A 26,369-nucleotide genomic window follows, 5' to 3' on the forward strand; every position below is an offset into this window, starting at 1 on the left:
CGGTGTTAATTAATATTAACGCAGTGACAGCGCGCCTGCCCCTGTGTCTTTGCCTACCGCATCACGATAGGCGCTGGCTTCTTCTGCTTCGGTGGCATCACTAAAGCGAACGACCAGTACGCAGGAGGCAAGTACCAATACGGTTAAGCCGAGGTAAAAGAGGCCTTGCTGGTAGCTGAGGCTTTCGCTACGGAATAGAAACGCTGCCGATACAGCGCCCACGTTACCGCCTGCACCGACAATACCGGCCACTGCGCCTAAGGCTTTTTTATTGATAAAGGGCACCACACCAAAGGTGGCGCCTTCCGCCATCTGCACGAACAGGCTAAATACCAGCATGATGCCAATCGCCAAGCTGAGTACATGCATTTGCGAGAAGGCGACGAGAGCGATTCCTTCGCATACTAGTGCGATAAAGAGCCAGCGGACGCGTCCTTTTAGCCCACCCTGTTTAGCGAATAGGTCGGAAAAAACGCCGCCAAGGGTACGAGCAAAAATGTTCATTAAGCCGAACAGGCCTGCGATTAAGCCGGCGGTTGCCAGGGTAAGATCGAATTTATCGAAGAAGTAGATTGCCGCGATATTGTTGATGGTCAGCTCGACCCCAAAACAGAGCCCGTACACTACAAACAGCGCCCAAACGCGGATATCCTTTGCCGCCGCTAAAAAGCTCTGGGCTGCGCCATGCTCTCCGGTGGCTGGAGGTAGCTCACCGCGGGCGCGCAGCTCGCTGAAGTTGCCATCTGGGGCATCTTGAGTGAACAGCCAGTAAGCGATACCGGTAAAAAATAGCACTACGCCAGGCACGACCATGGCCAGACGCCAGCCGAGCGCCTCATTAACGCCTAGCATCAGCATGCCCGCAAAAATCAACGGCATAACAATTTGTGTGGTGCCGCCGCCTAGGTTGCCCCAACCTGCGCTCGTGGCATTAGCTGTGCCAACCACATTGGGCGCAAACATCATGGTGGTGTGGTACTGGGTAATCACAAACGAAGCGCCGATAGCGCCAATCGCTAGGCGGGCCAGCAAAAACGTTTCAAAACTGTTAGCCAGACCAATGCCCATAACCGGAATGGACCCGAGCATCAGTAGGCCTGTGTAGGTTTTACGTGGCCCAATACGATCACACAGCACGCCAATCAACAGGCGCACCACCACGGTGATCGCCACCGAGGCAATAATGGTATTGCCGATTTGGGTTTGGGTGAGTGATAGATCCTCGCGAACCACCGCCATTAGCGGCGCAATGCCGAACCAGCCGAAAAAGCAGATATGAAATGCGAACCAGGAGAGGTGAAACGCGCGCATTTGCGGTGTTGAGAAGTTCAACAGTCGAATGCGGTTGGCTTTATTGCGAATGTCCATGGATGGCCTCACAGAGCATAGAACGAGTTTGCCGAGACACAACGCATCAGGCGTTGCGTGGTTACGAGAACATGCCTTCGCCATTGAAGGTCAGGTTCGACGCACTCGTACCCTTGCGGGCCTGGTCCACGCCTACTACTACTGCATAGCAATAAGCAAATACTCCGCCATCTGTCTTTTTAAATATTTAAATCAGTTGCTTACTGTTTTTTCAAAGCAGTGCTAAGGGAAATAAAATCACTAGATTAATCAAGTGAGCGCACTCCTCATGAGCAGAGTGCGCCAAGTTGGGGCAGTGCTGGATGGCTGAAGGGAGTTATTCGTGCAGATATACTGCATCAATATCCAGGGTTGAGCGTTGGCCGATGGCATCAAAGTTAGCCGTGATCCAGTTGTCGGCGGCTTCTCTCCCTTGGTCAAACAGGTGGCATAAAAATGGCCATTCAGAGTTGAGTTTGCTTGAAACCGATAAGCTATCGAGTGCCTGATCGCCACTAATGCGGTGAAAAAGCGACTGCTGGTAGCAGTTTTCAATACCCTGCTCTTCAAGGGTACGTTTCAACAGCGCGATCATGCGCACTTCTTTAATCAGCGCGGCATTAAAGGTGATTTCGTTAAGGCGGTTCATAATGGCCGAAGCGGAGGTGGGTAGTTCATCACGGCGAATCGGGTTGATCTGTACCAACAGAATATCCCTTGCGCTGCACTCTTCCATTAAGGGGAAGAGGGCTGGGTTGCCCATGTAGCCGCCGTCCCAATATGCTTCGCCGTCGATTTCCACAGCCTGGAACATAAAGGGCAGACAAGCCGATGCCATGACCGCATCGACGCTCATCTCTTCTCGACGAAACACACGCTGTTTGCCGGTGCGCACGTTAGTAGCTGCCACAAAGAGCTTTAGCTGGTCGCACTGGCGTACCCGCTCAAAGTCGATGTGGGCCGCCACAATATCGCGCAATGGATTCAAATTGAGCGGGTTGAGTTGGTAGGGCGACACCAGGCGAGTCATCAAGTCCATGGCGATATAGCCGGGGGAGTGCTCCAAACTCCAATTGCCGGTTAGTACATCCATCGGCGAGCGGCGGATAGGACTTGCCATGCCCGCGCGGCTTACCGCCTTCCAAAAATCCCTGAGAGATTGCCGGGCGGCCTGTTTACCACCACGGGTAAGGGCATCTGCCATGACTACGCCATTCATAGCGCCTGCGCTGGTGCCACTAATGCCCTCAATCTCAATACGGTCATCTTCCAGAAGTCGATCAATAACTCCCCAGGTATAAGCACCATGGGCTCCACCGCCTTGTAGCGCGAGATCTAGCTTCTTTGCAGCTGCCATCGTCATCCTTACCGTCTGCGTTATGAGTTCCATGCTCAGCATGGCATAAATAACGCATTACGGGAGGAGTGTTATATGGGGAGCAATTTAAGGCGCATCAGCAAGCGGTGAAGGATGACTTGCTGACATCGGTATCTCATAAACAGCCTGCTCCATAAGCTGATCAAGTCGCTTAGCAAGTGCTACGCTTGCTTCCTCCATTAGTGCTAGGGAGGCCAGTTGACCCGTATGATCCCCTTGTCTTGCATAGCGCAAAGCGTCCAAGCCGCTTTCATGGAAGCGGCGGTGAGGAGCCGCCAGCGAGCGATACGCCTCGGTATGTTTGTAGCGCCGCCCCTCGCCCGTAAAGTACCAGCGGCCTAGCGTACAGTGCTGATGATCCACCATGTGGTCCTCGAAATAGGCGGAAAGTAGCTGGTGGTAGATCCGATTTTTCCAAACGGCGTGCTCTAGCTTGGCAGCGTGCAAACAGGCCGTCGTGGTGCTGTGGTGAATCACTTTATACATATGACGTGCTTGACCCATGAGTTGCTCTATCACCTGCTCTGCCGCTTGGGCTGCATTGGCCAGCGCCGTAGATGTTTCCCGCTGATGGGCCTGCACGCGAGCATCTTCTTTTAGCAATATGGCAACCTGCTCAATCCAGTGATCCAATTGGTGGCCTAGATGCTGCGTATGGTCGGCAAGGTGCTGGATATCGCTGACGATAGCAGGTAAGCCAGAGGGCTCCTGGTGTATATGAGCCTCCTCTAGCGCCGTGGTCATGGCAAGTGCACGGGTATGCCCGGCGTTACGGGATAGCTCTACACCGATTTTGCGTAGCTCGTGCAGCGCCTGTTCGCTAGCGAGCGGGGCTGCATAGTGAACATCTGCCTGTTGGAAGCGTTGACACCGGTGTTTGATCGTCTGAGCCGTTTGTTCAGCATGATGAAGCCGCGCAAATAAGTCTGACAAAGTGGCCCGTTCACTCGCTAACTGCTCGGCATGGTGTTCGGCCCCCGTGCTTAATGAAGTCAGCATATCTGCTCCTTTGGACTGGAGCATGCTGATCGATTCAACTGGTGTCATCAGGCTAATAGCACGGCAACCATGAACACTTTTTTCAGTCGCAAGCTGAGTACGCAGCTCGGTAACTTCATGCTCTAAACGGCGGATCGTTTGAAAGGGGTGCATAAAGGCAAACATGACCAATACCTGCAGTAGCGGAGCGTTGTGTGATCTTTTGTCACAGAGTGTTGCAGAGGGTTTCTATGTCTGCCTGGAAAGAGTATCGATTCACGATCAAAATCAACCTCTTGCATATAAAAAGAGGGAGTATTTTCATGCTTCACGACTGCTTTTCTTAATTGTTACCTACCCTTTAGCGGCGAGCTAACGACAGTGCGGTAGGGCAGTTAATCACCTGAGAAGTAGCTAACCACTCCTCATCAGGGTAGTAAGCAAAGACATACTGGTTCTCTTTCAAACTATCAATCAGCGGATATGTGATGTCTTCACGCACGGCGGGGCAGCCGTGGCTACGGCCAAGGCGGCCGGTTTGCGCAATAAAGTCATCGCTAACATAGTCGGCGCCGTGAATAACAATTGCTCGCTCAAAAGCTAGATCGTTCACTTCTGGCTCCAGGCCGTCCAGGCGCAGCGAATAGCCATTACGGCCGTAGTAACTATTCATAGTGCGGAACAGGCCAATGCTGGACTGATGGCTGTCAGGTGTGTTCGAGAAAGCACTAGCCACCGCATCGCCAGAGCCCTGACCATGTGATACCAGCTCTTCAAACAACAGGGTATGCTGGTGAAGGTCAAATACCCACATGCGTGGCTCTGAAGAGGGGAGCGAGTAATCAATTACGGCTAGGCGCTCTGCTGATGGGTCTGCACAGCTTAGTGCCTGGGCAGCAAGGCGCAGTGCCTCGGGCGTGGCCCCTGGTGCTAACTGGAGTAACTGGTGGTGAAGAGGAGAAACACCCGCGGGCGGTGCTGTTGCCACCTGGGAGAAAAAACTCGCCGCTTGAAGCGGGTAAGAAAGTAACACGATAGGTAAAGAAAACAGTACAGTGGTTATGCGTGAGCGAAAAAGCATGGGTGCAATCCTGACTAAAGTGGCGAAAAAAGGGTACACACGTAGAGTCATCACGAGTAAACGTAAACGGCTATGATAAAAAACGCGTATCGGTACGGGAACAGCTGATATGACGTTAAGCAAAAAGAGTGAAGCCACACCACAATGCTGCATAGTAACGCAAGGAGGGGCGATGAACGACAATCAGCCACTAAGACGATGGGCGATAGGGGCCGCGCTCTGTCTGACGCTAACCTACCCACTGATGGCCACCTCAAGCGAACCCGCTAGCGAAGCGTTACAGCAAGCGCTGACACAGCGCATTCAGCAAAGCGGAGAAACGCTGCCGGTAGAGTCGTTTTACCAACTGAGGGATGGGCAGCCTGCTTGGCAGACTATCAACCGTGTTGAAGCGCTGGTCAGCGCATTGAATAGCCTCGTGGATGACGGTTTAACTCCGAGTGATTATCAAGCCGCTTCGCTGTTGGATGATTTTCAGCTTAGCCAGCAGCTAGACGCCCAAGCGAAAGCAAGCTTCGATGTGCGCGCTACCCGTTCGCTGCTGTTAGCACTGGATCATTTATCGCTAGGTAAAGTGAACCCTAAAGACGTCGAGCCCAACTGGGACTTACCACGCCCTGAGCGGAGTTATGCACTTCCTCGGGTAGTGCAGGCGGTTGAAGAGGGTGATGTGCATCAGGCGCTGGCTTTCGCTCGCCCCGCATCTCCTGAGTATGCTCAGCTGCGCGAAGCGTTGACGCATTACCGCCGTTTGGCAGAGCAGGGCAGCGTGCCTTACTTGCCGGGGCGTGAGGAGTCGCTGCGTCCCGGCGATATTGGTGACGACGTTCAAACGCTACGCCAGCGCCTGACACTCTGGGGCGAGCCCCACCTGCTGGCAGCAGATAGTAGCGCTTACCCCATGGTCGACGTGCAGGCGTCAGGAGCTGACCCTCGCAGCTTCGACCGAGAGTTAGCGCAAGCGGTCATGCGTTTTCAGCGACGCCACCAGTTGCAAGAAGATGGCGTAGTGGGAGAGCGCACACGACTGGCACTGAACATGCCCGTCTCCGCACGAGTGAACCAATTGCGCATCAACCTGGAGCGCGCCCGCTGGATTCGCCCTTCGCTGGAGCGGGCGCCCAACGTATGGGTCGATATTGCAGGCTATCGCTTGCATTATACGCGCCCCAATGGCCAGCATTGGGATACCCGAGTGGTGGTGGGCTCGCCCAGCCGTGAAACGCCGATTATTCACTCCTCCATCAGCCATTTAACGGTTAATCCGAGCTGGACGATTCCGCCTACGATTATGCGTGAAGATGTGCTACCACGGATCCGCCAGGACGAGCAGTATCTGGCGCGGCAGAACATTCAGGTAGTGAGCCTATCTGGAGAAACGCTGGATGCGAGCACGATCGATTGGCAGCGTCCTGGAGGCGTGATGCTTCGCCAAGTGGCAGGGAGCAGCAATCCTCTGGGACGTGTCGTGGTGCGTTTTCCCAATAACGACATGATTTACTTGCACGATACCCCGGCAAGAGGGCTCTTTCAGCGTGAGCACAGGGCGCTGAGCTCTGGCTGTGTGCGGGTTGAGGGGGTAACGGAATTTGCCCAGCTCCTACTGCATGACAGCGGCAGCCGTTATCAACTCAATACGCTGATCGCGAATGGCCGCAGCGATCAAAACGTGAACTTGCCTAACCGTATTCCGGTAGCGCTGCACTATCTGACTGCTTGGCCCAACGGGCAAGGCGATGTAGTGTTTAGAGAGGATATTTATCACCGCGATGCGGCGCTGCTCGCAGCGCTCAAAGCAGTGTAAGTCGCTCGTCATTCATCACTACTGTTCATCACTACGGGTAGTATCAAAAAAGCCGCCCCACGTCGTGTGGAGCGGCTTTTTCGTATCGCCGTGGAGAGTACTTATTGGAGGCTTTCGTCGCTGTCGTTATCGCGCTCGTAGTTAGCCACGCTAATGGTGCCGGTTTCGCCACTCTCCAGCGCGGCCAACATCGGCTCGGCTTGGCGTTGGAACGCGATCAGCGTGTCGCCGCTTAGGCTAGTGTTCTCGGGCAGTTCGACCGTCATCGCGTTCACCGGCGTGTTATTGACGATGACTTCATAATGCAGGTGGGGGCCTGTGCTGCGGCCGGTATTACCGGACAGCGCAATACGATCGCCCATCGTGACGCGCTCGCCCTGGCTGACCAATGGTTGCGACAAATGCAAATAGCGGGTGCGGTAGCCGTTGTCATGGCGCACGACGATGTAACGACCGGCAGCATGGTGGTTGCCGACACGCTCGACGCGACCATTCGCAGGCGCGGTGATAGGGGTGCCAATGGGCATCGCAAAGTCGGTGCCGTTGTGCGGGCTCACTCGACCGGTGACCGGGTGTAGGCGGCGTGGGTTGAAATTGGAGCTAAGACGATAATTACCTTCGAAAGGATGACGCGCAAAGGCTGGATCGAGGCTGCTGCCTTCGGGCGTGTAAAAATTATCGTCGGTGGTATTGCGCACGACGGTCAGGTCCATACGTTCGCCGTCATACTTAACGGCCAGTACACGCGAATCAAGTGTCTCGCCATCGATCATGTCAGATTCGACCAAGACCTGAAACTGATCCCCCCGGCGGCTGTCACGACGGAAGTCCAGCTTTTTTTGCAAGATGCGCGTAAGCTCCGTGACGGAGCTGCTGCTCAAGCCGGTGGCTTGGGCTGAGCGAGCAAAGCTGCCCGTTACGCTACCGGCATAAAGGCGCTGTACGGGCTCACCCTGACGTTCGATAGCCGTAATGGCGTATTGGTCACTATCCCGCTCTAGTAGAACGCCTTCGCGCGTGTTCTTCATCATGCGCAGTGCCAACAACCGGCCCGTTTCGTCCAGCTGGTAGTCGAAGCTGTGACCTGCACGCCAATGCGTCAACATACGAGGATCGGGTAGGTCGTCCAGCAGGGCGAGCACTTCGCTGTACCTCAAGCCCAGCTCGTTTTGCGCTAACACGGCAAACGTCTCGCCAGGCTCGACGATATGAGTTTCCCACTCAGGAACGAACGGCTCTTCGGCTGCCAGCTCCAGTTCCAGGAACGAGACATCGTCCTCGTAGAGTTCGACCCCATAATCCTCGTAAGAAGTGGCATCAGCGATTTCGACGGAGTTGTCGACATTGAGCATGCCGCTTGTAATCGTGCCTAACACGATGGCCATATGAAGGGCACCGTCATCCAGTGCCCCCTCGTGCAGCGCTACCTGAGATTGGGCATCGCGTGGCTCAGCTTCACTCGCCATAGAGGCTTCTGCGCTGGTAATCACGTCGAGATCAACGATCTCGGTGGCTGCTAATTCACTTAAGGGGATATGTTCCCGGGTAGCGTCGAGCGCGCGCGAGGCACGGTCAATCGCTTCTGCAACGGGCGCTCGCTCTTGGCGAAGCGAAGGCACGCCCGGGGCAGAATCACTGGGAAGCGGAACTAACACGCTTTCCAGCGGAGTCTGGGGTTGGTTTAAATCGTGGTACGTGGTGATAAGTTTCTGTGCGCCCAGCACGGTGACCATGGTGGCCACGGGTAACAGTAATAATTTATGCGTGCGGGGCAGCGAATGAAGGATTCGCAACATGGGTAAATGGGCCGCCGAGTTCGTGAAATAAAAGTAACATGATAGTAAGCAAACTCGGGAACCATACCCCATGGAGGCAGGAGTGAATAGACTGTACATCTATACACAAAACATACTTTCGCTAAAAAGCGGAATTATTCAACTTGGGTGAGGATTTATGAACGCCGTTTGCTAACAAAAGTAACGTTGAACGTGCATGCTGGTGTGCGAAGGCCCTCATTATTTTGCTCTTAACCATGGATGTAAGTTAGGCATTGCGAAAGCTGTTATACAGCTTGCGTCTAATTTAAAAGGCTTTTATCTCTTTTTGCGACTTTAATGAGCAGCCAAACAGGGTCTGAGTGAGAGGATCTACACCACGTTAGCAGCCTATACGATGATCATTACTCAAATAATTGAGGCAGCGTTAAAGATAACGAACAGGTTTTTTGTAATTTTTTGTATTTTTGGCGAGTGAGCTTTTGTCTTAGCGCGCTGCCGTTTACGCAGTGTTTGTCAGAGAACGAGTACTCGACGCTATTTCCTGGCATTCTAGTGGTATTTTTTCGAAGATGAAGTGGGTTGTTTCGCTGTATGGCGTCGAGGAAATCGAAATGTCTCGGGTAACACTAGCGCAGTGGCAGATGCTGGCCGCCGTGGTGGATCACGGTGGATTCGCACGGGCGGCAGAGGCTATCCACAAAAGTCCCTCCACGCTTAATCATGCGGTCCATAAATTAGAAGAGCAGTTGGGTATTCAGGTGCTTGAGCCGGTAGGTCGACAGGTGCGCCTAACAGAAGCAGGCGAGCTGCTGCTTCGCCGTGCGCGCCAATTGATCGAGAGTGCGGAGTCACTGGAAGATGTAGCGTCGCGGCTTGCGGCGGGTTTAGAGGCTGAAGTGGTGGTGGCCATCGACCAAATTTTTTCTGCGGCTGCTCTGGCAAAAGCGTTGGAGCGCTTCTCTGACACCTACCCGCAGGTCAGAGTGCAGCTTCACGAGAGCGTGCTCAATGGCGGTACTGAAATGCTCTACGACGGCCGGGCGGACTTGGTGATTTCTGGCATCGAAGCGCAGGGATTTCTGGGGGAGCCGCTAGTGAATGTGCGTTTTGTGGCCGTCGCGCATCCAGGCCATGCGCTGCATCAGTTGGGGCGCTCGCTGGATTTGCGCGACTTGGCGCAGCATCGACAGTTAGTGGTGCGCGACTCGGCGCTACGCCAGTCTACCAACGCTGGCTGGTTAAAAGCCGAGCAGCGCTGGACGGTCGGGCATGTGAGTACGTCATTAGATATGCTGCGTCGCGGGCTAGGGTTTGCCTGGATACCGGAAACGCGTATTGCCGATGAGCTGGCCAGCGGTCAGTTGAAGCCGCTGCCGCTAAGCGCCGGGGGTATACGCGAAGTCCCCGTTCAATTGATCTTCCGTGACCGTGACCGCGCAGGCCCTGCGGCCCATGCCATGGCGGCAGCGTTAAAGCGGGCAGTAAAAGAAGTCTGCGAGCAACGTTCGATTCCCTCGAATGAACAGCCGTAAAACATGCGCTTGAGCCTGAATCAGTCGGGGGTATGCTGAACGTCAATCACAGTATAAAACGTTCAACGTAGGAGACGCCTGATGGGACTGCTTGTAAACGGTGAGTGGGTAGACCAGTGGTATGACACCAAAAAGCATGGCGGTGAGTTTGTACGTGAGTCCGCGCAACTGCGCGATTGGGTGGGCAGTAGTGAAGAGTCGCAAGGCGACAGTTATCCGGCCCAAGCGGATCGCTACCACCTTTATGTATCGCTCGCCTGCCCCTGGGCGCACCGTGCGCTGATCATGCGCAAACTGAAAGGTCTGGAACCGTTGATAGGTACTTCTCACGTTAGCCCGCTGATGCTGGGCAACGGTTGGACATACCATCAAGACGAAGGCGCCAGCGGCGATCCGATCAATCACGCTGAGTTTCACCACCAGCTCTATACCATGACCAACCCGACCTACACTGGGCGGGTCACGGTGCCGGTATTGTGGGATAAACAGCGCAGCGCGATTATCAATAACGAATCCGCTGATTTGCTGCGTATCTTCAACCGAGCCTTCGATGAGCTGACAGGCAATAATCTGGATTTCTACCCAGAAGATCTGCGCAGCGTCATCGACGAAGTAAATGATGACGTATACGACCATATCAATAATGGCGTTTACAAATCCGGGTTCGCCACCGAGCAGCAGGTGTATGAGAAGCACGTGACCGCACTCTTTGATGCGTTAGAGCGCATTGAGAAGCGACTGGCAGAGCATCGCTACCTCGCGGGGGAGTGGCTCACCGAAGCGGATATTCGCCTCTTCACAACGCTAATTCGCTTTGACGCGGTCTACTTTGGCCACTTCAAATGCAATTTCAAACGCATTGAAGATTACCCGAACCTTTCCAACTACGTGCGTGAGCTTTACCAGTGGCCGGGTGTGGCGGAGACCGTCAATATGGATCATATCAAGCGACACTACTATTACAGCCACGACACGATTAACCCCACGCGTATTGTACCAGCAGGCCCGCTACTGGACTTTATGCGCCCGCACGACCGGGAGCGTTTACCGGGACAGGGGATACGTCGCCGCTAAATGCTGTACGCTATGTACGAAAAAGGGCCATCCGCTTGGGTGGCCCTTTCCTATATTGCTGTGTATCAGCAAACAAACGTGTTACTCGTTGGCATCTATTGCTTCACGAGTAGACTGCCAAGCGCTCTGTGCACCTTCTTTAGTGGTTTGCCAAGCATCGCGTGCGTTCGCTTTGGTTTGTTCCCACCAGTCGCGATCATACGTTGGGAATGACTCCACTTCTTCAGATGTAGCTTCCAACATGATGCGATGCTCAGTGTCGCCATCGTTTTCAGTATGCGTTTCAAGCGTAAATTGGTCAGTGTTCACTACAATTTCGCGTCCGCCTAAGCCAAGTACAGCACCACTCTCGATTACGAGGGCTGAAATACGCATCTCTTCGTCAAACAAAATGTCATCGACTTCGCCAATCTCTTCGCCTGACCCATTGGCAAAGAACACTTCTGCATCAAGGATATCATCGGCAGAGTACATACCCTGCGGCTCTGTTTGCGCCTGAACATTAAAGGCCATACCGCCAAGCAGTGCCGTTGTAATTGCAGTCGTGAGGATTGATTTACGCATAGCTTCTCTCCATGTGGCTATAAAAGTAGCGTTTTAACGCTAACAATAATCTGATCCCAGTTCATGTGCATCACGCCTTGAAGTTCTTGAACAACGTGAGGCACCTCTCAGGTTAGACCAATAGTGAACAAGTGCAAGTTTCAGGATGATATTGGTTAAAGTAAAAAAGCTGGTCAGCTCACCAGTGGGGTGGTAGGATGCGCGCTCCTCGCATGTGTTGACCCCTCCATCACGACGGCAAGCGTTGATTCAGTGGCCTTGTGGCATTGAGCAGAACGTTTGCAGGAACATCCCCTCGACTGGATGTTCATTGCTGTGAAGATGGCGCGCCTCCAGCATTTCACCAAACGGGTGAAATCGGCGCAGAAGGTCGCCACAGCGGTTGGCCCGCAAATGCGGTGTTGCCAACCGAATGCCAGGTGCGACCGGCGTCTCCGACTCCACTGATGACGATATCCGCGATGCGGAGCCTTGTTCTTTTGCAGCGTACTGTTACGCGCTGCATGAAAACAGAGTCAGAGACGCTTACGATGTTTTTTGCCGGTTCTTCCGGCCTACCAAGGTGTGATTAATGACCTCGACTTCTGTCGCCTCGCCGAGCTTCGGCGATCTGGCTCTATTGCCTGCCGTTCTGTCTGCTGTTGAAGCACAGGGCTATGAAACTCCTTCACCCATCCAGGCGCAGACCATTCCTGCGTTGCTGGAAGGTCGCGATATGCTGGGCCAAGCGCAAACGGGTACCGGCAAAACCGCTGCTTTCGCACTACCGCTGCTGTCGCGTCTCGACATGCAGCGTCGCGAGCCCCAGGTACTGGTGCTTGCGCCGACCCGCGAACTGGCTCAACAGGTCGCCGTCTCTTTTAGCCGTTATGGCCAAAACCTTCAGGGGTTGGAAGTGGCTACCCTCTGCGGTGGTCAAGAGTACCGTGAGCAGTTAGGGGCGCTGAAGCGTGGTGCCCAAGTGGTAGTGGGCACGCCGGGCCGCGTGATTGACCACCTGGATCGTGGCAGCCTGAAGTTAGATGGCCTGTCTGCGCTGGTGCTGGACGAAGCCGACGAAATGCTGCGCATGGGCTTTATCGACGACGTAAAACGCGTGGTTGCCGATACCCCGAAAGATGCTCAGCGTGTGTTTTTCTCGGCGACCCTGCCGACTGAAATCGAGCGCATCGTCAACCGTTATTTGGTCAACCCGGTAAAGGTGGCGATCGAGTCGCGTACCACCACAGGTGAAAACATCGAGCAGCGCCTCGTGCGTGTCGACGGTGGTGCCAAGCTGGAAGCGCTGGCGCGTATTCTCGAAGTGGAGCCGGTGGATGCGGCCATCGTGTTCGTACGTACACGTGCTGCCTGTACCACGCTGGTCGAGCAGTTGACTGCTCGTGGCGTCAACGCCGCTGGCCTATCGGGTGATCTAGATCAGAGCCTGCGTGAGCGCACGATTACCCGCTTGAAGCGTGGCAAAGTGGACGTGCTGATTGCGACTGACGTTGCTGCCCGTGGTCTTGACGTTCCGCGTATTACGCACGTTATCAACTACGACCTGCCGCAAGACGCTGAAGCCTACACCCACCGTATCGGTCGTACCGGTCGTGCGGGCCGTAGCGGCATCGCAATCACTTTCGCGGGCTTCCGTGAAGGTCGCAAAGTGGGTTGGATGGAGCAGGCAACCGGTCAGAAAATGACTGAAATGCCGCTGCCTGACGAAGCCGCTATTCGCGCCCACCGTGATGAAGTGTTCCATCATCGCGTTGTTGCCGCGCTGACGAAAGGTGCAGAAGAGCAGCGTGCCCTGGTCGAGCGTTTGGTGGAAGAGGGTCACGACGCCGTCGAGCTGGCCTGCGCGTTTGCCGCCATGGCCCGCGCCGACGAAGCGCCGATTGGTCGTCTTCAGGCACCGCGCAAAGAGCGTGCCCCGCGCGATGGCGCACCGGGCAAGCCGGGCGGTGCTCGTCGCGAGCGCTCCAGCGCGCCCAGCGAAGGCATGACCCGCTACCGTGTTTCCGTTGGCCATAAAGACGGTGTGAAGCCGGGTCAACTGGTCGGCGCGCTGGCGAACGAAGGCGGCATTGAAGGCGCGCGTATCGGTCGTATCGATATTCGCAACGCTTTCTCGGTCGTTGAACTGCCTAGCGGTCTGCCGTCTACCATTCTGGCCAAGATGGCTCGTGCCCGTGTGGCCGGTCGCCCGCTGGAAATCAGCGAAGACCGTGCGTCTGAGCGTGCACCGCGCCGCCGTCGTGACGATGGTGATGCGCCGGTTCGCCGCCGCGAACGTGCGTAACTCAGTCTTGGGCGCTTAACATCGCCTAACGCTTGAGTCACGTCGATCCCCCTATGCCACTGGCCTCGCGCCAACTGGCGTAGGGGGATTTTTTTTGGCTACGCTATACGTACTTCACTTTGATAGTCACAAGGAGCATGCATGGACGCTGCGCTACACGAATGGAGCCTGTCACCCAAACAGGCGATTGCGCTGCAGTCACAACTCGCCCAGCAGTTAGAGAGCCGTGACCGCATCAACCCGGTGAGGTATATCGCGGGGGTAGACATTGGCTTTGAAGAGGGCGGGGCGGTGACGCGGGCGGCAGTGGTGGTGTTGCAGTGGTTGCCAGAAGAGGCTCCGTATCTACCGGTGGTCGAGCAAGTGGTGCATCGCGAACCCACACGCATGCCCTATATTCCAGGGCTACTCTCCTTTCGCGAAATCCCCGCTGTGCTAGGTGCGTTTGCCAAGCTCAAGACTCAGCCACAGCTGGTGATGGTCGATGGCCAAGGCATCGCCCACCCCAGGCGGCTAGGGGTCGCGGCACATCTAGGGCTTTGGCTTGATCTACCTACCATCGGTATCGCCAAGTCACGGTTGACTGGTAAGCATGCAGAGGTTGGTGAAGCGCGGGGCGATTGGGTACCGCTCATGGCCGGGCAGGAGGTGATTGGTGCCGTACTACGCTCGCGGGGGAACGTAAAGCCGGTATTCGTCTCGCCGGGGCATCGGCTTTCGCTGGATACCTCCCTTGAGTGGGTAATGCGCTGCCTGGGCCCAACCAAGCTGCCTGAGCCGACCCGCTTGGCAGATCGGCTGGCATCGCGGCGAGATCAAAAGAAGCGTTAAATAAAGTCGATAAAAAGCTGCAGCAGGCTGGTCGCTTCTGGCGTCTCGCTAATCTCATTGAGTAGCTGGTCTGGGTTGTCACCCTGGTCACGCAGGGCTGCGCGCTGGCGCTCAATGTAGGCGCGCATGACGGGCGGTGAAAACTCAGGGTGAAACTGCACGCTCCATTGGCGCGGCCCGTAGCGTAGCGCTTGGTGGGCGTCGTGGCAGTTGTGGGCCAGAATAGTAGCGCCATGAGGAAGCTGCATCACCGACTGTGCGTGGGTGAGGTGAGCAGGAAAGTGCCCGGGTAGTTGGCTAAAGAGCGGGTCTTGCTGGCCTGCCTGGGTTAAGCGTACCGTCCGAGTGCCCGATTCTCGGCCAGCGGGGTGATAGTCGCTAATACCGCCAAACGCCGCCGCCATTAGCTGATGGCCATAACAAACGCCCAGCAGCGGCAGGTTATCGGCCAGTGCTTGCTGCAGCCAGGGTTTTAGCGCCTCGCTCCAGGAGGGCTGCTCGCTCACCATGCTGTGAGAACCGGTAATCACGGCACCTGCAATGTCGTCGGGAGGCGTCGCCGTCAGCCGCGCATCCCACACCTTTAGCGTTAACTGCTCGGGTAACGCATCGTTCAGCCGCCGGATAAACAGCTGCTCAAAATCACCGTGTTGGTCGACCACTTCAGGGAAGGCGTCCCCGGTTTTAATAATGACTAAAGAGGCCATGGCATTCTCGTTATCGTATCGCGGCGGTGGAAAGATAGCCGAATCAGGTCATTACGCTGTAAGCTGAAACGTCTTGTTTAATTACCGTTTTACCATACATTAGGAGCTTGATATGCAACAGATTACTCGTGCAGGGCAGCCGATAGATGTAGCAGGTACTCTACCTGTCGTTGGGCAAGCTGCCCCGGCGATGACGCTGACCAACAGCGACCTGGAAGATGTCACGCTGGACACCTACCAAGGCAAACGTAAAGTGTTGAACATTATACCCAGTGTGGACACGCCCACCTGTGCGATGTCTACCCGGCGGTTTAATGAGCTGGCCTCCAGCCTGCAAGATACCGTTGTACTGGTAGTCTCGGCTGACCTGCCGTTCGCCGCCAAGCGCTTCTGCGGAGCCGAAGGACTGGATAACGTTGAGATGCTCTCCACCTTCCGTCATCGGGAGTTCCAGGAAGCCTGGGGCGTGGCGCTGTGTAACAACAGCATGGAAGGGCTGTGTGCCCGCGCGGTCGTTGTACTGGATGCGGACAACCGCGTGCTGCACAGCGAGCTGGTCAGCGAGTTGAAGAACGAGCCTGATTACGACGCGGCATTGGCTGCACTGAAAGGCTAGCGGGGCGCCTTGGCCGCCTTCACCAGCGCACGTATCAAACGCTGCTGGGGGCGGTTGAAGATTAGCCATTCGGGATGCCACTGTACGCCAATCAGAAAGTCGTGGGCTTCGGACTCAATCCCCTGCACTAGCCCATCTCTGTCTCTCGCGACGATTTTAATGCCTTTTCCCGCCTGGTTAACGGCCTGGTGATGCAGGCTGTTCACCCGACACCAAGTGACGCCCAGCAGTTGATACAGTTGGCTGCCGCCGACGATATCGACGGTTTTGCGGGGCAGCACGGTACGCCGCCGCTTCAAGCCTTCATGGGTCGTATAAATATCGGGGTCCAGCGTGCCACCCAAATGTACGTTAATTAACTGAGCGCCCCGGCAGATGCCAAGCACCGGTGTGTTTTGCGGAATGAACCGATTCAACAAGCTCAATTCTAACTCGTCCCGGGCGGGATCCAAGCGCACGTCGAGCTGCACTTCGCCGCCGTACAGGTGGGCTTGAATGTCGTCCCCGCCGCCAATGATCAGGCCGTCCAGATGCTCTGGCAAGGGGCGGGAAGGGGAAAGCCGCAGCGGCCTGCCGCCGTGACGCCAGACGGCAAACCAGTCGAAGCACCAGGCAAGCTGGCTTTTGTAATCCGAGGTCGTGATGCCGATCAGGGGTCTAGACATGGCCAAACAGTCTGCGCTTGAGGCGCTGCCACCAGGGCTGGCGCTGTTCGGCCATGTACTCCTGGCAGCGGGCGTGAAGGTTGTTCTGATCGTGGGCCAGCTTCTCTACCTCCACCCAGCGGTTCCACTCCATTACGCTGCCCCAGCCCGGCTGCGACAGCTGCGCATTGGGCAACCGATAATGGAAGGTGGGCCGTGGCTTGGTCAACTGGCCGTGCAGCAGCGCGTGAGGGTGTTCCGGGCGCAGGTGGGCAAACAGCGGCAGAAGGTCCAGCTCGCGGTTACGGGTAGGGTTATCGGCCAGGTAGTCGTCGATGAAGGTATCTAGGTCCGGCTGGTAACGCAGATCCAGCACCTTACGGGCGTACTCCTTGGGAAACGGGTTGGCGTGAGGCAGCACTTCGCGGGTGATATCCACCTTAATTTCTTCACGCAGCCAATTGGCTAGCAGCAGGTAGGCGCGCATCATGGCGAGCAGGTACTCCACCTCCTGGCTTTCCACCTCAGGGTTCAGGTGTAGACCAAAACCATAGAGCAGGCTGGCATCGGTGCCTTTGGCGCCTTTTTCCCGCAGCGTTTCAAAGAGCGTATCGAGTGTTTCTAGCTCGTCCCAAGGAATAGGCGGGCAGACGATTTCGGTGGGCACCAAGCCGGTCACCATATCGCCGATCAGCTCGCGGGTTTTTTGGTGAAACTCTACTCGCCGCTGGTGCTGCTGGCGCGCCCATTCACTGTCGCTTTCATGGTGCTCTTCCAGCAGTGCTTTATCAGGGTGGGCGTATTGGGTATCCAGCTCAATGCCAAACTCTCCCCAACGTGTGCCTTCCACCTGTAGCCGATGAGGGCTGACCACGTTAAGCTCCCCACCAAATAGCGTGCGCACCAGCTCAGCCGTCTCGCGGGGCGGTAGCCCGGCAAACTCGATTTCAACGCCGACGCAGCGTGTTTGGCCATCTTTATTTACGCGTTTGGGTGGGGCTTGCAGCGTCATCTCGGTATCCTTGAGAGGAACGTTTGAAGGGTCAGCCTATCATAGTCACGCGTTGAGGCTGAGCGTAATCAACGAAGTAAATGTTAATCACCGGTACCTGTGGCCGGTCTATGTCGGGAGTGACGTGTGCGACAGCACTGGATAACCCAAATCATCGTAGGCGTAGTGCTCAGCATGCTGCTCAGCGCGGCGGCACTGGCGCAGAGTGTTTCCTTGCCTAACCTGACGGGTGGCGACTCGTCGGAACAGTCCGAGGTAAGTAACGAAGATTTTCAGCGCTCGCTTGGCAATGTGATCTCCATGCTCGAAAATGAGGAGCAGCGCACCGCACTACTGGACTCGCTGCGCGAGCTGCAGGTGAGCACCGAGGCCGCCGAGGAGGATGGTGTCGTTCGCCAGGGGTTGTTAGGCGCGCTGGCCGATACGCTAACCGACATTGGCGAACAGGCCCAGGCGGGAGATTCACCGATTGACGAGTGGTCACGCCAGCTAGTGCAGGGGGCGGATGACTTACGCGCTTTACATGAGGGCGCTGACCAAGGGGAGGTCATTCGCGCGGTGGCCGACGGCGCCGTGTTGGCCTTTGTATGGAGCGCGCTGTTGGTAGTGATGATTGCCTTTGGCCGCTTAGTCGCCACGCGTCGCCACTGGCCGTTGGATCTTCCCCGCGACCCCAAAGCGTGGCTGCTGGCGGTGCACTTTTTACGTCGCATGCTGCCGTGGACGCTGGCCTTCGCCATTACCCTCGGCATCGGTCAAATCCTGCCTTACAGCCCAGGGCGTGCCGTGGTGCTGGTGGTGGCGTACATCTGCCTATGTGGCCGCGCGCTCTCGGTAGTGTTTGAGACCGTGATCGCCTTCTTCAGTCGGGGCCATCGCTTCCCGGCAGTGCAGGTGTTACAGCACAAAGCGCTACGTGGCCTGTTTGTGATTGGCGCGCTGATTGCCTTGGGCGATGCGGTGAACTCCACGCGCTTAGTAGAACTACTGGGCGCAGAGCTTTCCGGCTTGGTATCGGTGCTGGCGAACATGCTGGCAGCGCTGATATCGGCGCGCTTTATCTTTAAGTTTCAGCGCCCCATACGTCATCTGATTTGCAACCGGCCTTACAAGCAGCGCCGCGATGCCAGCGCCGCGGTTGAGATGATTCGTACCTTGGGAGGGCTGTGGCATATCCCGGCGCTTTTAATGGTTGGCGGCTCGCTGCTAGCGATTTTCATTACCGTGGGGGATGTGGGCACGGCCCTGGCGCGCTCGATTGTCTCTGCCAGTTTACTAGTGCTGACGCTAGTCGCGACCGGGCTGCTGCGCCGCCAAGCCGAGCGGCTCAACAAGCGCCGCCATCGCCGCCGCTTCAGTCAGTACCGCAAGCGTTTGGAACGTTTCGGGTTCGTGCTGGCACATATTTGCGCGTGGATGGTGTTCGCCGAGCTCTCTATGCAAGTGTGGGGCGGTTCGCTGTTTGGTTTAGGCCAGCAGGCGGTGGCCAGCGCCCGCATCGGGCAAGCACTGGTGAGCCTTGGTGCTACGGTTTTGCTGGCCTGGCTGGTATGGATTTTTGCCGATACGGCCATTCAGCGGGCGTTGACCTCTTCGGCTCGCTCCCGTGGGCGGCGCGTGAACCAGGCGCGGGCGCAAACCATCACGCCGATGATCCGCAACGTCATTTTCGTAGCGATTCTCATCATCGCGGTGATCGCAGGGCTAGCCAACCTTGGGGTGAACGTCACGCCACTGCTGGCGGGTGCCGGTGTGATCGGTCTGGCGATTGGTTTTGGTGCCCAAACCCTGGTGCAGGATTTAATCACTGGTATTTTTATTCTGATTGAAGACTCGTTGGCGGTGGATGACTTTGTGCAGATCAACGGCCATATGGGCACAGTAGAAGGGTTAACACTGCGCACCGTGCGGCTGCGTGACCTGGACGGCGTGCTGCACATCATCACCTTCAGTCGTATCGAATCGATCCACAATATGTCCCGCCAGTTCGGTATTGCGCTGATGCGTATTCGCATTCCTTACGATATGAAAATCGACGATGCGATTACCCTGATGCAGGAGACCGCCCAGGAGCTGCGCAAGGACCCGATGATGCGCCACTACATCTGGTCGCCGCTGGAGATGCAGGGCGTGCAGGGCTTCGAAGAGGGCTGCCCCATCCTGCGGATGCGTTTTCGCACCGCACCGGAAATGCAGTGGGATGTTTCCCGCGCCTTTAACCTGCTGCTGAAGCAGCGCATGGAAGCACAAGAGATCGACCTGGGCGTACCGCGTTTGAGTGTCAGCATGGAAGCGCGCTCTGAGTCGCGTATGGAAGACACCTCCGGCACCGATTTAAGCATGGAGCGGGGCGAGGAGAGCCGTTCTTCTTCCAATGAAGAGCCACATAAAAAGCCCGCGCCCCCGAAGCCCGCACCACGCCCCACTCAGGCGGAAATCCGTCAAGACGAGCGGGAGCGCCACGGCACGTCAGCCCAAGCCAAGCCCCAAGCTCAAGGCAAACCCCAAAGCGAGGCCTATGCCCGCCCCCACGGTGAAAACGGCGATGAGTAACCATGGCCCCCGCAGGCGACGCCAGCGGTTATAGAGCGAGACCGCGTGGCTGACGCGGTCAACTAGCTCATCGTGGCGGGAGATCGCGTTATCTGGCGGCAGCGAAAAATCATTGGCCACATCGCCCTGCCAATGGGCACCGTGGGTTAGGCCCAACCGGGCGCGCAGGCGCCCAATGTCGCTCAGGGTGTGGTGAAGGGTGTCGTAGGTTTCCCGGTGTGGGGCAACGGCGAGCACGGAGGTAGCATCCTGGCGTAGTGCGCTATTGGGGCAGCGGGCCAGGGCGCTCTTAATCTGCTGGTTGTTGGCATCCGGCGTCAGGGCGAGGCGTTGGTACAGGTCGCGCATAATCCAGGAAGTCTCTTTCCAAGCGTAGTGATTAGTAGGTTTGCATCAAATAATCATAGGCATTTTTGATGCGTTGAAAACGCGCCGACGCCAGAGCGACCTGGTGCTTGCTCTCGGAGTAGAAGCGGTCCGGGTGGTGTAGCTGAGCCATGCGCCGATATGCCCGGCGCACGTCAGCTTTGCTGGCACCGGGGGTTAACCCCAGCACGGCCAGGGCGCGGGTAGTGCGATCGGGAGGCGGTGGGCTGCTACGTTGCTGGCGTCGTCGTGACTCCTCTTGTCGCGCCTGTTCCTGGCGTGCTCGCTCCTGACGCGCTTGTTCGGCTCGGGCCTGTTCGGCGCTGGACTGCTCCGCCCGCGCTTTGGCACGGCGGGCGTCCTCTTTTTGCTGCTTTTTTTCCTGCTGCTTCTGCTTCTTTTCCTGCTGTTTATCGGCTTTGGCCCGCTGCTGCTGTTCAGCCTGTTCTTGCGATGCCTTCTCGCGTTGGGCGGCGTCGGCCTCTTCTTGCGCCTTCTGGGCGTAATAAGCCGGGTCGTGGGTTTGCCAATAGGCGTCGCGGCTTGGGTCTTCTGGTGGGCGCAAGGGCTGGCCGGTCAGCTCTTGAAAAAGCGTGCCCAAGGTGGCCGGCGCTACGTTTAGCAAATCGGCTAAAAAACGCAGGATATAATGGTTGGCAAGCGAGATATCGCCGTCGTCCGTGGCCACGGTAATCGCTTGGTGCATCACACTCAGGCTACGCTCTTTAGAACACTCTTTGCGTACCACCTCGGCGGCCAGCTGAATGGCGTGCAGGTCTTGGCTGTGGGCAATACTCATCACCGGCCCCAGTTCGTGTCCGTGGCGAAACTGCGATGTCACCTGGGCCAAGCGGCGACGCCGCTGGCCTTCCGAGACGTGCTGGCGGTGCACCAGCACCCAGCCCAGCAGTAGTAGTGTGGCCGTATCCACTTGGCTGCGGCTTTTGAGCAGCAGCAGCTCAAAGGGTGAAAAACGGGCGGTGGACATTCCCTAGCTCCAAGGCGAAGTAGTAAACCGTAGCCTCTGTTTAGCAGACCACTATGGCGAGCTCACCATGGTATATCATCGTGTTTGGCAATGAAGTAGGAGATTCGTGAGGTGATCAACGTTGAGCGTAAAAATAGCTTCCAACTGCGCCTATCGCGGCGGCTAAAAGAAGAAACCTCGCATACGCTCGATGTGTATTTGTTCGTGCCCAAAGAGCTTGGGTTGAGCACTCACGTCATTTCCGAAGAGGCATTTTATCATGGTGCGATCAGTGTCTCGCGCACTTACTACAGCGACGAGTATCACTTGCCGCTGGTGCATAGCCGATTGGCTAGCCGTAACCAGTTGGGTAGCGACTCTTACCGCTTGAGCCTCAGCCTTTACGCCTATCAATACGTGGGGGCCTTGGAGCGCACCACCCAAGCCTTGCTGGCTGACGCCCGTAAGCTGCGTCGCGAGCCAACCGATGAGCCAGACGCCTGGAATGAGAAGGCCAACGCACTGACCGAACGGCTCGCGGAAATGAGTGACCTGAGTGACGGCATTCTCAAACGCCTGCGGCGCAACCCGCCCAGCGACGAGCGTCTTTATAAATACTTTGCCAATATCGACAACTACCTCTCCTGGTTCACCGAGCAGCAGCTATTAGCTCTAGTCGCGCATATGCCACGGGGCGGGCCGTTTAGTGATATCAAGCGGCGCTTTATTACCATTTGCCAGCGCGAAGGGGAGTACCGTCAGGCCCAGGAGTACAACGCCGAACGGGTCATGGAAGATCCGACTCGCATGTCGAATAAAATGCGCCTGCTGCGGCTCTTGATTGAGCAACCGATCACCCTCAAGCAGCGTACCCTGGAGCTGGGTAGCGGCGAACAAAAGGCGGTCAAAGCGCTGGCCACGGCGGTGGTGATGGCGTTTGTGTCGCTGGGTGTTCTGCAGCTACGCAACGCCTTGGGGGATATTACCGCACTGTTTGTGCTGGCCATGGCGCTGCTCTATGCGCTGCGGGAAGTCTTCAAAGATGACCTGCGTAACACGCTATGGCGCTGGCTACGCCGTGGCCGCCCCAAATGGCGTCGCCAATACATCGACCCCACCCGCAACGCCCTGGTAGGGCGGCAACTTGAGTGGTTCGACTACAAGCGCTATTCCGCTCTGGATGACGATATTCAGCAGATGCGGCGGCGCACCGTGGCCCAGCGTGACGAGGTGGTGATGCACTATCGCTCCAGCTCGCGCATGTCGCCAACGCGCTTTCTCAGTGGTTATGAACACACCCGCGAAACGCTGCATATCGACCTCTCGATGCTGACCCGCCTAATGAGCAAAGAGAAACATCACATCTACCGGCTCAAAGATGGTCAGGTGGTGCGCGAGAGTGTGGAGCGGCGTCATCTATTCAACCTAGTGATACGTGAAACCGGCAGCGAGGACACGCCCTATCTTGCTCGTTGGAAGGTCGTGGTCAGCCGCTCGGGCATCGTGGATGTAGAACGCGTGGCGGAAAACACCGATAAATAATCTCTGTGGCACGACATTGAAGATGCGACTAAAAGCTAATAAGTAAACGTTTACTCTAATCGCGTAAACGTTTACTTTTTGCCCAGGCGCCGGTCGAAACGGCTGGTGAAGTCATACACGAACACGCTTGGGAGAGAGCGATGACACTGCGAATCACCGTGTGGGGCGAGAACGTCCACGAGCAAACCAACGAGGTGGTAGCGCGCATTTATCCTACCGGGATGCACCAGTGCATCGCCGACGGTTTGAATGAGTCAGAGGCGCTGTCCGCTACCGCCGTCACGCTGCAAGACCCAGAACAAGGGCTCAGCGAAGAGACGTTGGAGAATACCGATGTGCTGCTGTGGTGGGGCCACGCCGCCCACGGCGACGTGCTGGAAGAGACCGTTGACCGGGTGCAAAAACGCGTGCTGCAGGGCATGGGCTTGATTGTGCTGCACTCCGGCCACTACTCGAAAATCTTCAAACGGCTGATGGGCACCACCTGCTCGCTGAAATGGCGAGAAGCCGGCGAGCGTGAGCGGCTCTGGGTAGTGAATCCTGGCCACCCCATCGTGCAAGGGCTCGGCGATTACATTGAACTGCCCCATACCGAAATGTACGGCGAACCCTTTGCGGTACCCAACCCGGACGAAGTGATTTTCATCAGTGCCTTCGAAGGCGGCGAAGTGTTCCGCTCCGGCCTGACCTACAAGCGTGGCAACGGCAAGGTTTTCTACTTCCGCCCCGGCCACGAAACCTACCCGATCTACTACGACGAGCAGGTCAAGCGGGTGCTCAAAAATGCCGTGGTCTGGGCGCAGCCGGAAGGCTCCCGGTGGATCGACAGCTGCCCCAACGTCCCCGCCGACCAGGCGCCCAACCCGGTCGAGATCAAGGGCGAAAGCCTGCACAAACCCGGTGAGGAGGGGTTCAAATGATCCGTATCGCGATTATTGGCGCGGGCAGCATGGCGGGCGAGCACGCCAAGCACTATGGCCGACTCGAAGGTGTCGAAGTGGTTGCCGTATGCGACCGTGATTTCCCCAAGGCCCAGGCCTTCGCCGAGCGCCATGGCATTGCCGATGTTTACCAGTCGCTGGACGACATGCTGGCCCGGGACGATATCCACGCGGTGAGCAATGTCACTCCGGATGGCGTGCACAAGGCCACGTCGCTGGCCGCCATTGCGGCGGGCAAACATATCCTGTGCGAAAAGCCCCTGGCTACCAACGCCGAGGATGCCCATGAGATGGCCGCCGCCGCCCAGGCCGCCAACGTCATCAACATGGTCAACTTGAGCTACCGGGACGCCCCTGCCATTCAGCACGCCCGCGCGCTCGTCACCGGCGGCGCCATTGGCACCGTGCGCCATGTGGACGCCAGCTACCGCCAAAGCTGGCTGGTCAGCAACGCCTGGGGCCGCTGGGACCAAGAGAGCCAATGGCTATGGCGGCTCTCGGAAGCCCACGGCAGCAAAGGGGTGCTAGGCGATGTGGGCGTGCATATCGTCGATTTCGCCAGCTTCCCGGTGGGCGATATCACTCGGGTGAACTGCGAGCTGACCTGCTTCGATAAAGCGCCGGATAACCGCATTGGCGACTACGTGCTGGACGCCAACGACACGGCGCTGATGCGCGTACGTTTTGCTAACGGTGCCATGGGCACCATCCAGGCGACCCGCTGGGCCACCGGCCACCACAACTCGTTAACGCTGAGCGTTCACGGTGATAAAGGCGCCATCCGCGTGGATCTGGATGCCTCCAAAGACGAGGTACAGGTGTGCCTGAACGACGATGTGCATCCTGCCCGCTGGAGCACGGTCAAGGCGCCGCCCACGCCCAGCATTTATCAGCGCTTTATCGAGAGCATTCGCACGGGGGAGAACGACCAGCCCGATTTTGCTCGCGGTGCGGCCATTCAAACCGTGCTGGACGCCTGTTTCGTTTCCAGCCTGGAGGACCGCAGCCTGGCAATTGCCAGTTGATCAGCAGATTTCATCGAGCATCTCTGACCGCAAGACACCCAATAACAAGATGAGGATTCCACGATGCGCTCAACATTGAAAACACCGTTGCTGCTGATGACGTTACTGCCTGTGGCACTGCCTGCTCTGGCCGCCGAGATCACCGTGGCCTGTGGCGATGGCGGGGCGGCGGATTTCTGCCCGGCGCTTGCCCAGCGCTGGGCCGAGGCCAACGGCCATCAGGTCAATATCGTCACCACGCCAGCCTCGCCTACGGAAAAGCTTTCGCTTTATCAACAGCTGTTGGGCAGCCAATCCCAAGATGTTGATGTGCTGATGGTGGATATCGTCTGGCCGGGCCTGCTGGCAGAGCACTTGGTGGATTTGCACGATTACCTGCCGGAAGGCGCAGCAGAAGGATTTATTCCCTCGCTGATGGAGAACAACACCGTGCAGGGCAAGCTGGTCGCGCTGCCCTGGTTTACCGATGCTGGACTGCTCTACTACCGTCATGATCTGCTCGAGCAGTACGGCGCTGACGTGCCGCAGACGTGGCAAGCGCTGACCGACACTGCCCGGCGCATTCAAAACGCCGAGCGGGAAGCGGGTAACGAGCGCATGCATGGTTTCGTCTTTCAAGGGCGTGCCTACGAGGGACTGACCACCAACGCGCTGGAGTGGGTGGCGAGCTACGGCGGCGGTACCTTTGTGGATGCCGAGGGGCAGGTCACGGTGAACAATCCCCAGGCGGTGGAAGCCCTAGCGTTAGCGGCTTCTTGGGTGGGGGATATCAGTCCAGAAGGTGTGCGTAACTACATGGAAGAGCAGGCTCGCGGCGTTTTCCAGGCGGGCAACGCGGTGTTTATGCGCAACTGGCCCTACGTGTGGTCGCTGGGCCAAGCGGACGGCACGCCGATCCAGAACAAGTTCAGCGTAGCGCCGCTGCCCAGCGGGCCAGAGGGCGAGTCCGTCGCGACGCTGGGCGGCTGGAATTGGGCGGTGTCCCGCTATTCGGATGAGCCGCAGGCGTCCGCTGACCTGGTGGCTTATCTCACCGCTGAAGCGCAGCAAAAAGCCCACGCCATCGAGTTTGGCCGCAACCCCACGCGCCCAGCGCTCTATGAGGATGAAGACGTGCTGGCCGCGCAGCCGTTTATCGGCGAGCTATATGAGACGGTGATGAACGGCGTGCCGCGCCCGGCCAGCGTCACCGGCGATGCCTACCCGCGGGTCTCCAACGCGATCTTCAACCGCGTGCACGACGCGCTGTCTGGCAGCGTCACGCCGGAGCAGGCGGTGCAGCAGTTGGATAGCGAGCTGGCGCGATTGGGGCGGCGTGGCTGGTAGCGCAAGCGGCATTAGCGTC

The 26,369-nt window shown here is 57.2% G+C and carries 22 protein-coding genes; 11 read left to right on the forward strand and 11 right to left on the reverse strand.

What is annotated here, in order from left to right; translation table 11 throughout:
* Positions 1-15 precede the first annotated feature (15 nt).
* The 4 genes from AC13CN_RS12515 to AC13CN_RS12530 form a co-directional block, all read right to left on the reverse strand.
* A complete protein-coding gene (locus AC13CN_RS12515) occupies positions 16-1,368 on the reverse strand; it encodes a NarK family nitrate/nitrite MFS transporter (RefSeq protein ID WP_058575935.1) in 1,353 nt (450 codons plus the stop codon).
* Between the two features lie 316 nt (positions 1,369-1,684).
* Positions 1,685-2,704, reverse strand: coding sequence for a patatin-like phospholipase family protein (locus AC13CN_RS12520; RefSeq protein WP_044628984.1), 1,020 nt, complete (start codon positions 2,702-2,704; stop codon positions 1,685-1,687).
* An 87-nt stretch (positions 2,705-2,791) separates the two neighbouring features.
* Positions 2,792-3,724, reverse strand: coding sequence for a CZB domain-containing protein (locus tag AC13CN_RS12525; RefSeq protein WP_253557134.1), 933 nt, complete (start codon positions 3,722-3,724; stop codon positions 2,792-2,794).
* A 340-nt stretch (positions 3,725-4,064) separates the two neighbouring features.
* Positions 4,065-4,784 (reverse strand): murein L,D-transpeptidase catalytic domain family protein, encoded by a 720-nt coding sequence (locus tag AC13CN_RS12530; protein ID WP_044628986.1) that lies wholly within the window; start codon positions 4,782-4,784, stop codon positions 4,065-4,067.
* 172 nt (positions 4,785-4,956) lie between these two features.
* Here AC13CN_RS12530 and AC13CN_RS12535 point away from each other — a divergent pair, with 172 nt between their 5' ends.
* The gene (locus AC13CN_RS12535; protein WP_253557133.1) at positions 4,957-6,588 is read left to right on the forward strand and encodes a L,D-transpeptidase family protein; all 1,632 of its coding nucleotides are present in this window, start codon (positions 4,957-4,959) and stop codon (positions 6,586-6,588) included.
* Between the two features lie 101 nt (positions 6,589-6,689).
* On the opposite strand, the gene AC13CN_RS12540 is transcribed toward AC13CN_RS12535, so the two are convergent.
* On the reverse strand, positions 6,690-8,384 hold the full coding sequence (locus AC13CN_RS12540) for a peptidoglycan DD-metalloendopeptidase family protein (protein ID WP_054641367.1): 1,695 nt from the start codon (positions 8,382-8,384) through the stop codon (positions 6,690-6,692).
* Between the two features lie 593 nt (positions 8,385-8,977).
* On the opposite strand from AC13CN_RS12540, the gene AC13CN_RS12545 reads away from it, so the two are divergent.
* Positions 8,978-9,898: a LysR family transcriptional regulator gene (locus AC13CN_RS12545; protein WP_228219463.1), complete on the forward strand. Its 921-nt coding sequence runs from the start codon at positions 8,978-8,980 to the stop codon at positions 9,896-9,898.
* A gap of 81 nt (positions 9,899-9,979) precedes the next feature.
* Positions 9,980-10,972, forward strand: a complete 993-nt coding sequence (locus tag AC13CN_RS12550) for a glutathione S-transferase family protein (RefSeq protein ID WP_044628990.1) — start codon at positions 9,980-9,982, stop codon at positions 10,970-10,972.
* Between the two features lie 81 nt (positions 10,973-11,053).
* Here the strand turns inward: AC13CN_RS12550 and AC13CN_RS12555 are convergent, their stop codons facing one another.
* Positions 11,054-11,536, reverse strand: a complete 483-nt coding sequence (locus AC13CN_RS12555; RefSeq protein ID WP_044628991.1) for a PRC-barrel domain-containing protein — start codon at positions 11,534-11,536, stop codon at positions 11,054-11,056.
* Between the two features lie 571 nt (positions 11,537-12,107).
* On the opposite strand from AC13CN_RS12555, the gene AC13CN_RS12560 reads away from it, so the two are divergent.
* Entirely contained in the window at positions 12,108-13,820 is a 1,713-nt protein-coding gene (locus AC13CN_RS12560; RefSeq protein ID WP_044628992.1) for a DEAD/DEAH box helicase, read from the forward strand.
* 141 nt (positions 13,821-13,961) lie between these two features.
* Positions 13,962-14,651: a deoxyribonuclease V gene (gene nfi, locus AC13CN_RS12565; protein ID WP_044628993.1), complete on the forward strand. Its 690-nt coding sequence runs from the start codon at positions 13,962-13,964 to the stop codon at positions 14,649-14,651.
* Here the strand turns inward: nfi and AC13CN_RS12570 are convergent.
* Positions 14,648-15,358 carry a glutamine amidotransferase gene (locus tag AC13CN_RS12570; protein WP_044628994.1) on the reverse strand — a complete coding sequence of 237 codons (711 nt, stop codon included), beginning with the start codon at positions 15,356-15,358 and terminating at the stop codon, positions 14,648-14,650. The two genes, nfi and AC13CN_RS12570, sit on opposite strands and share 4 nt — an antisense overlap.
* A gap of 112 nt (positions 15,359-15,470) precedes the next feature.
* Here AC13CN_RS12570 and tpx point away from each other — a divergent pair, with 112 nt between their 5' ends.
* The gene (gene tpx / locus AC13CN_RS12575; protein ID WP_044628995.1) at positions 15,471-15,974 is read left to right on the forward strand and encodes a thiol peroxidase; all 504 of its coding nucleotides are present in this window, start codon (positions 15,471-15,473) and stop codon (positions 15,972-15,974) included.
* On the opposite strand, the gene AC13CN_RS12580 is transcribed toward tpx, so the two are convergent.
* Positions 15,971-16,639, reverse strand: a complete 669-nt coding sequence (locus AC13CN_RS12580) for a gamma-glutamyl-gamma-aminobutyrate hydrolase family protein (protein WP_044628996.1) — start codon at positions 16,637-16,639, stop codon at positions 15,971-15,973. The genes tpx and AC13CN_RS12580 overlap by 4 nt on opposite strands.
* On the reverse strand, positions 16,632-17,630 hold the full coding sequence (locus AC13CN_RS12585) for an amidoligase family protein (RefSeq protein WP_474188273.1): 999 nt from the start codon (positions 17,628-17,630) through the stop codon (positions 16,632-16,634). The genes AC13CN_RS12580 and AC13CN_RS12585 overlap by 8 nt, the downstream gene beginning before the upstream one ends.
* Before the next feature lie 126 nt (positions 17,631-17,756).
* Here AC13CN_RS12585 and AC13CN_RS12590 point away from each other — a divergent pair, with 126 nt between their 5' ends.
* A complete protein-coding gene (locus AC13CN_RS12590) occupies positions 17,757-20,183 on the forward strand; it encodes a mechanosensitive ion channel domain-containing protein (protein ID WP_483053188.1) in 2,427 nt (808 codons plus the stop codon).
* On the opposite strand, the gene AC13CN_RS12595 is transcribed toward AC13CN_RS12590, so the two are convergent.
* A complete protein-coding gene (locus tag AC13CN_RS12595; RefSeq protein ID WP_058575949.1) occupies positions 20,100-20,531 on the reverse strand; it encodes a hypothetical protein in 432 nt (143 codons plus the stop codon). The genes AC13CN_RS12590 and AC13CN_RS12595 overlap by 84 nt on opposite strands.
* A 31-nt stretch (positions 20,532-20,562) precedes the next feature.
* A complete protein-coding gene (locus tag AC13CN_RS12600) occupies positions 20,563-21,537 on the reverse strand; it encodes a DnaJ domain-containing protein (protein WP_253557128.1) in 975 nt (324 codons plus the stop codon).
* A gap of 111 nt (positions 21,538-21,648) precedes the next feature.
* Here AC13CN_RS12600 and AC13CN_RS12605 point away from each other — a divergent pair, with 111 nt between their 5' ends.
* From AC13CN_RS12605 to AC13CN_RS12620, 4 genes are all read left to right on the forward strand, one after another.
* Positions 21,649-23,058: a hypothetical protein gene (locus tag AC13CN_RS12605; RefSeq protein ID WP_044629001.1), complete on the forward strand. Its 1,410-nt coding sequence runs from the start codon at positions 21,649-21,651 to the stop codon at positions 23,056-23,058.
* A 140-nt stretch (positions 23,059-23,198) separates the two neighbouring features.
* Positions 23,199-23,978, forward strand: a complete 780-nt coding sequence (locus tag AC13CN_RS12610; protein WP_253557127.1) for a ThuA domain-containing protein — start codon at positions 23,199-23,201, stop codon at positions 23,976-23,978.
* Complete coding sequence (locus AC13CN_RS12615) at positions 23,975-25,024, forward strand: Gfo/Idh/MocA family protein (protein ID WP_044629003.1); 1,050 nt, start codon at positions 23,975-23,977, stop codon at positions 25,022-25,024. The genes AC13CN_RS12610 and AC13CN_RS12615 overlap by 4 nt, the downstream gene beginning before the upstream one ends.
* Before the next feature lie 63 nt (positions 25,025-25,087).
* Positions 25,088-26,350: an ABC transporter substrate-binding protein gene (locus tag AC13CN_RS12620; RefSeq protein WP_253557126.1), complete on the forward strand. Its 1,263-nt coding sequence runs from the start codon at positions 25,088-25,090 to the stop codon at positions 26,348-26,350.
* The last annotated feature ends 19 nt before the right edge of the window (positions 26,351-26,369 follow it).

This window comes from Vreelandella sp. L-25 (assembly GCF_056857535.1).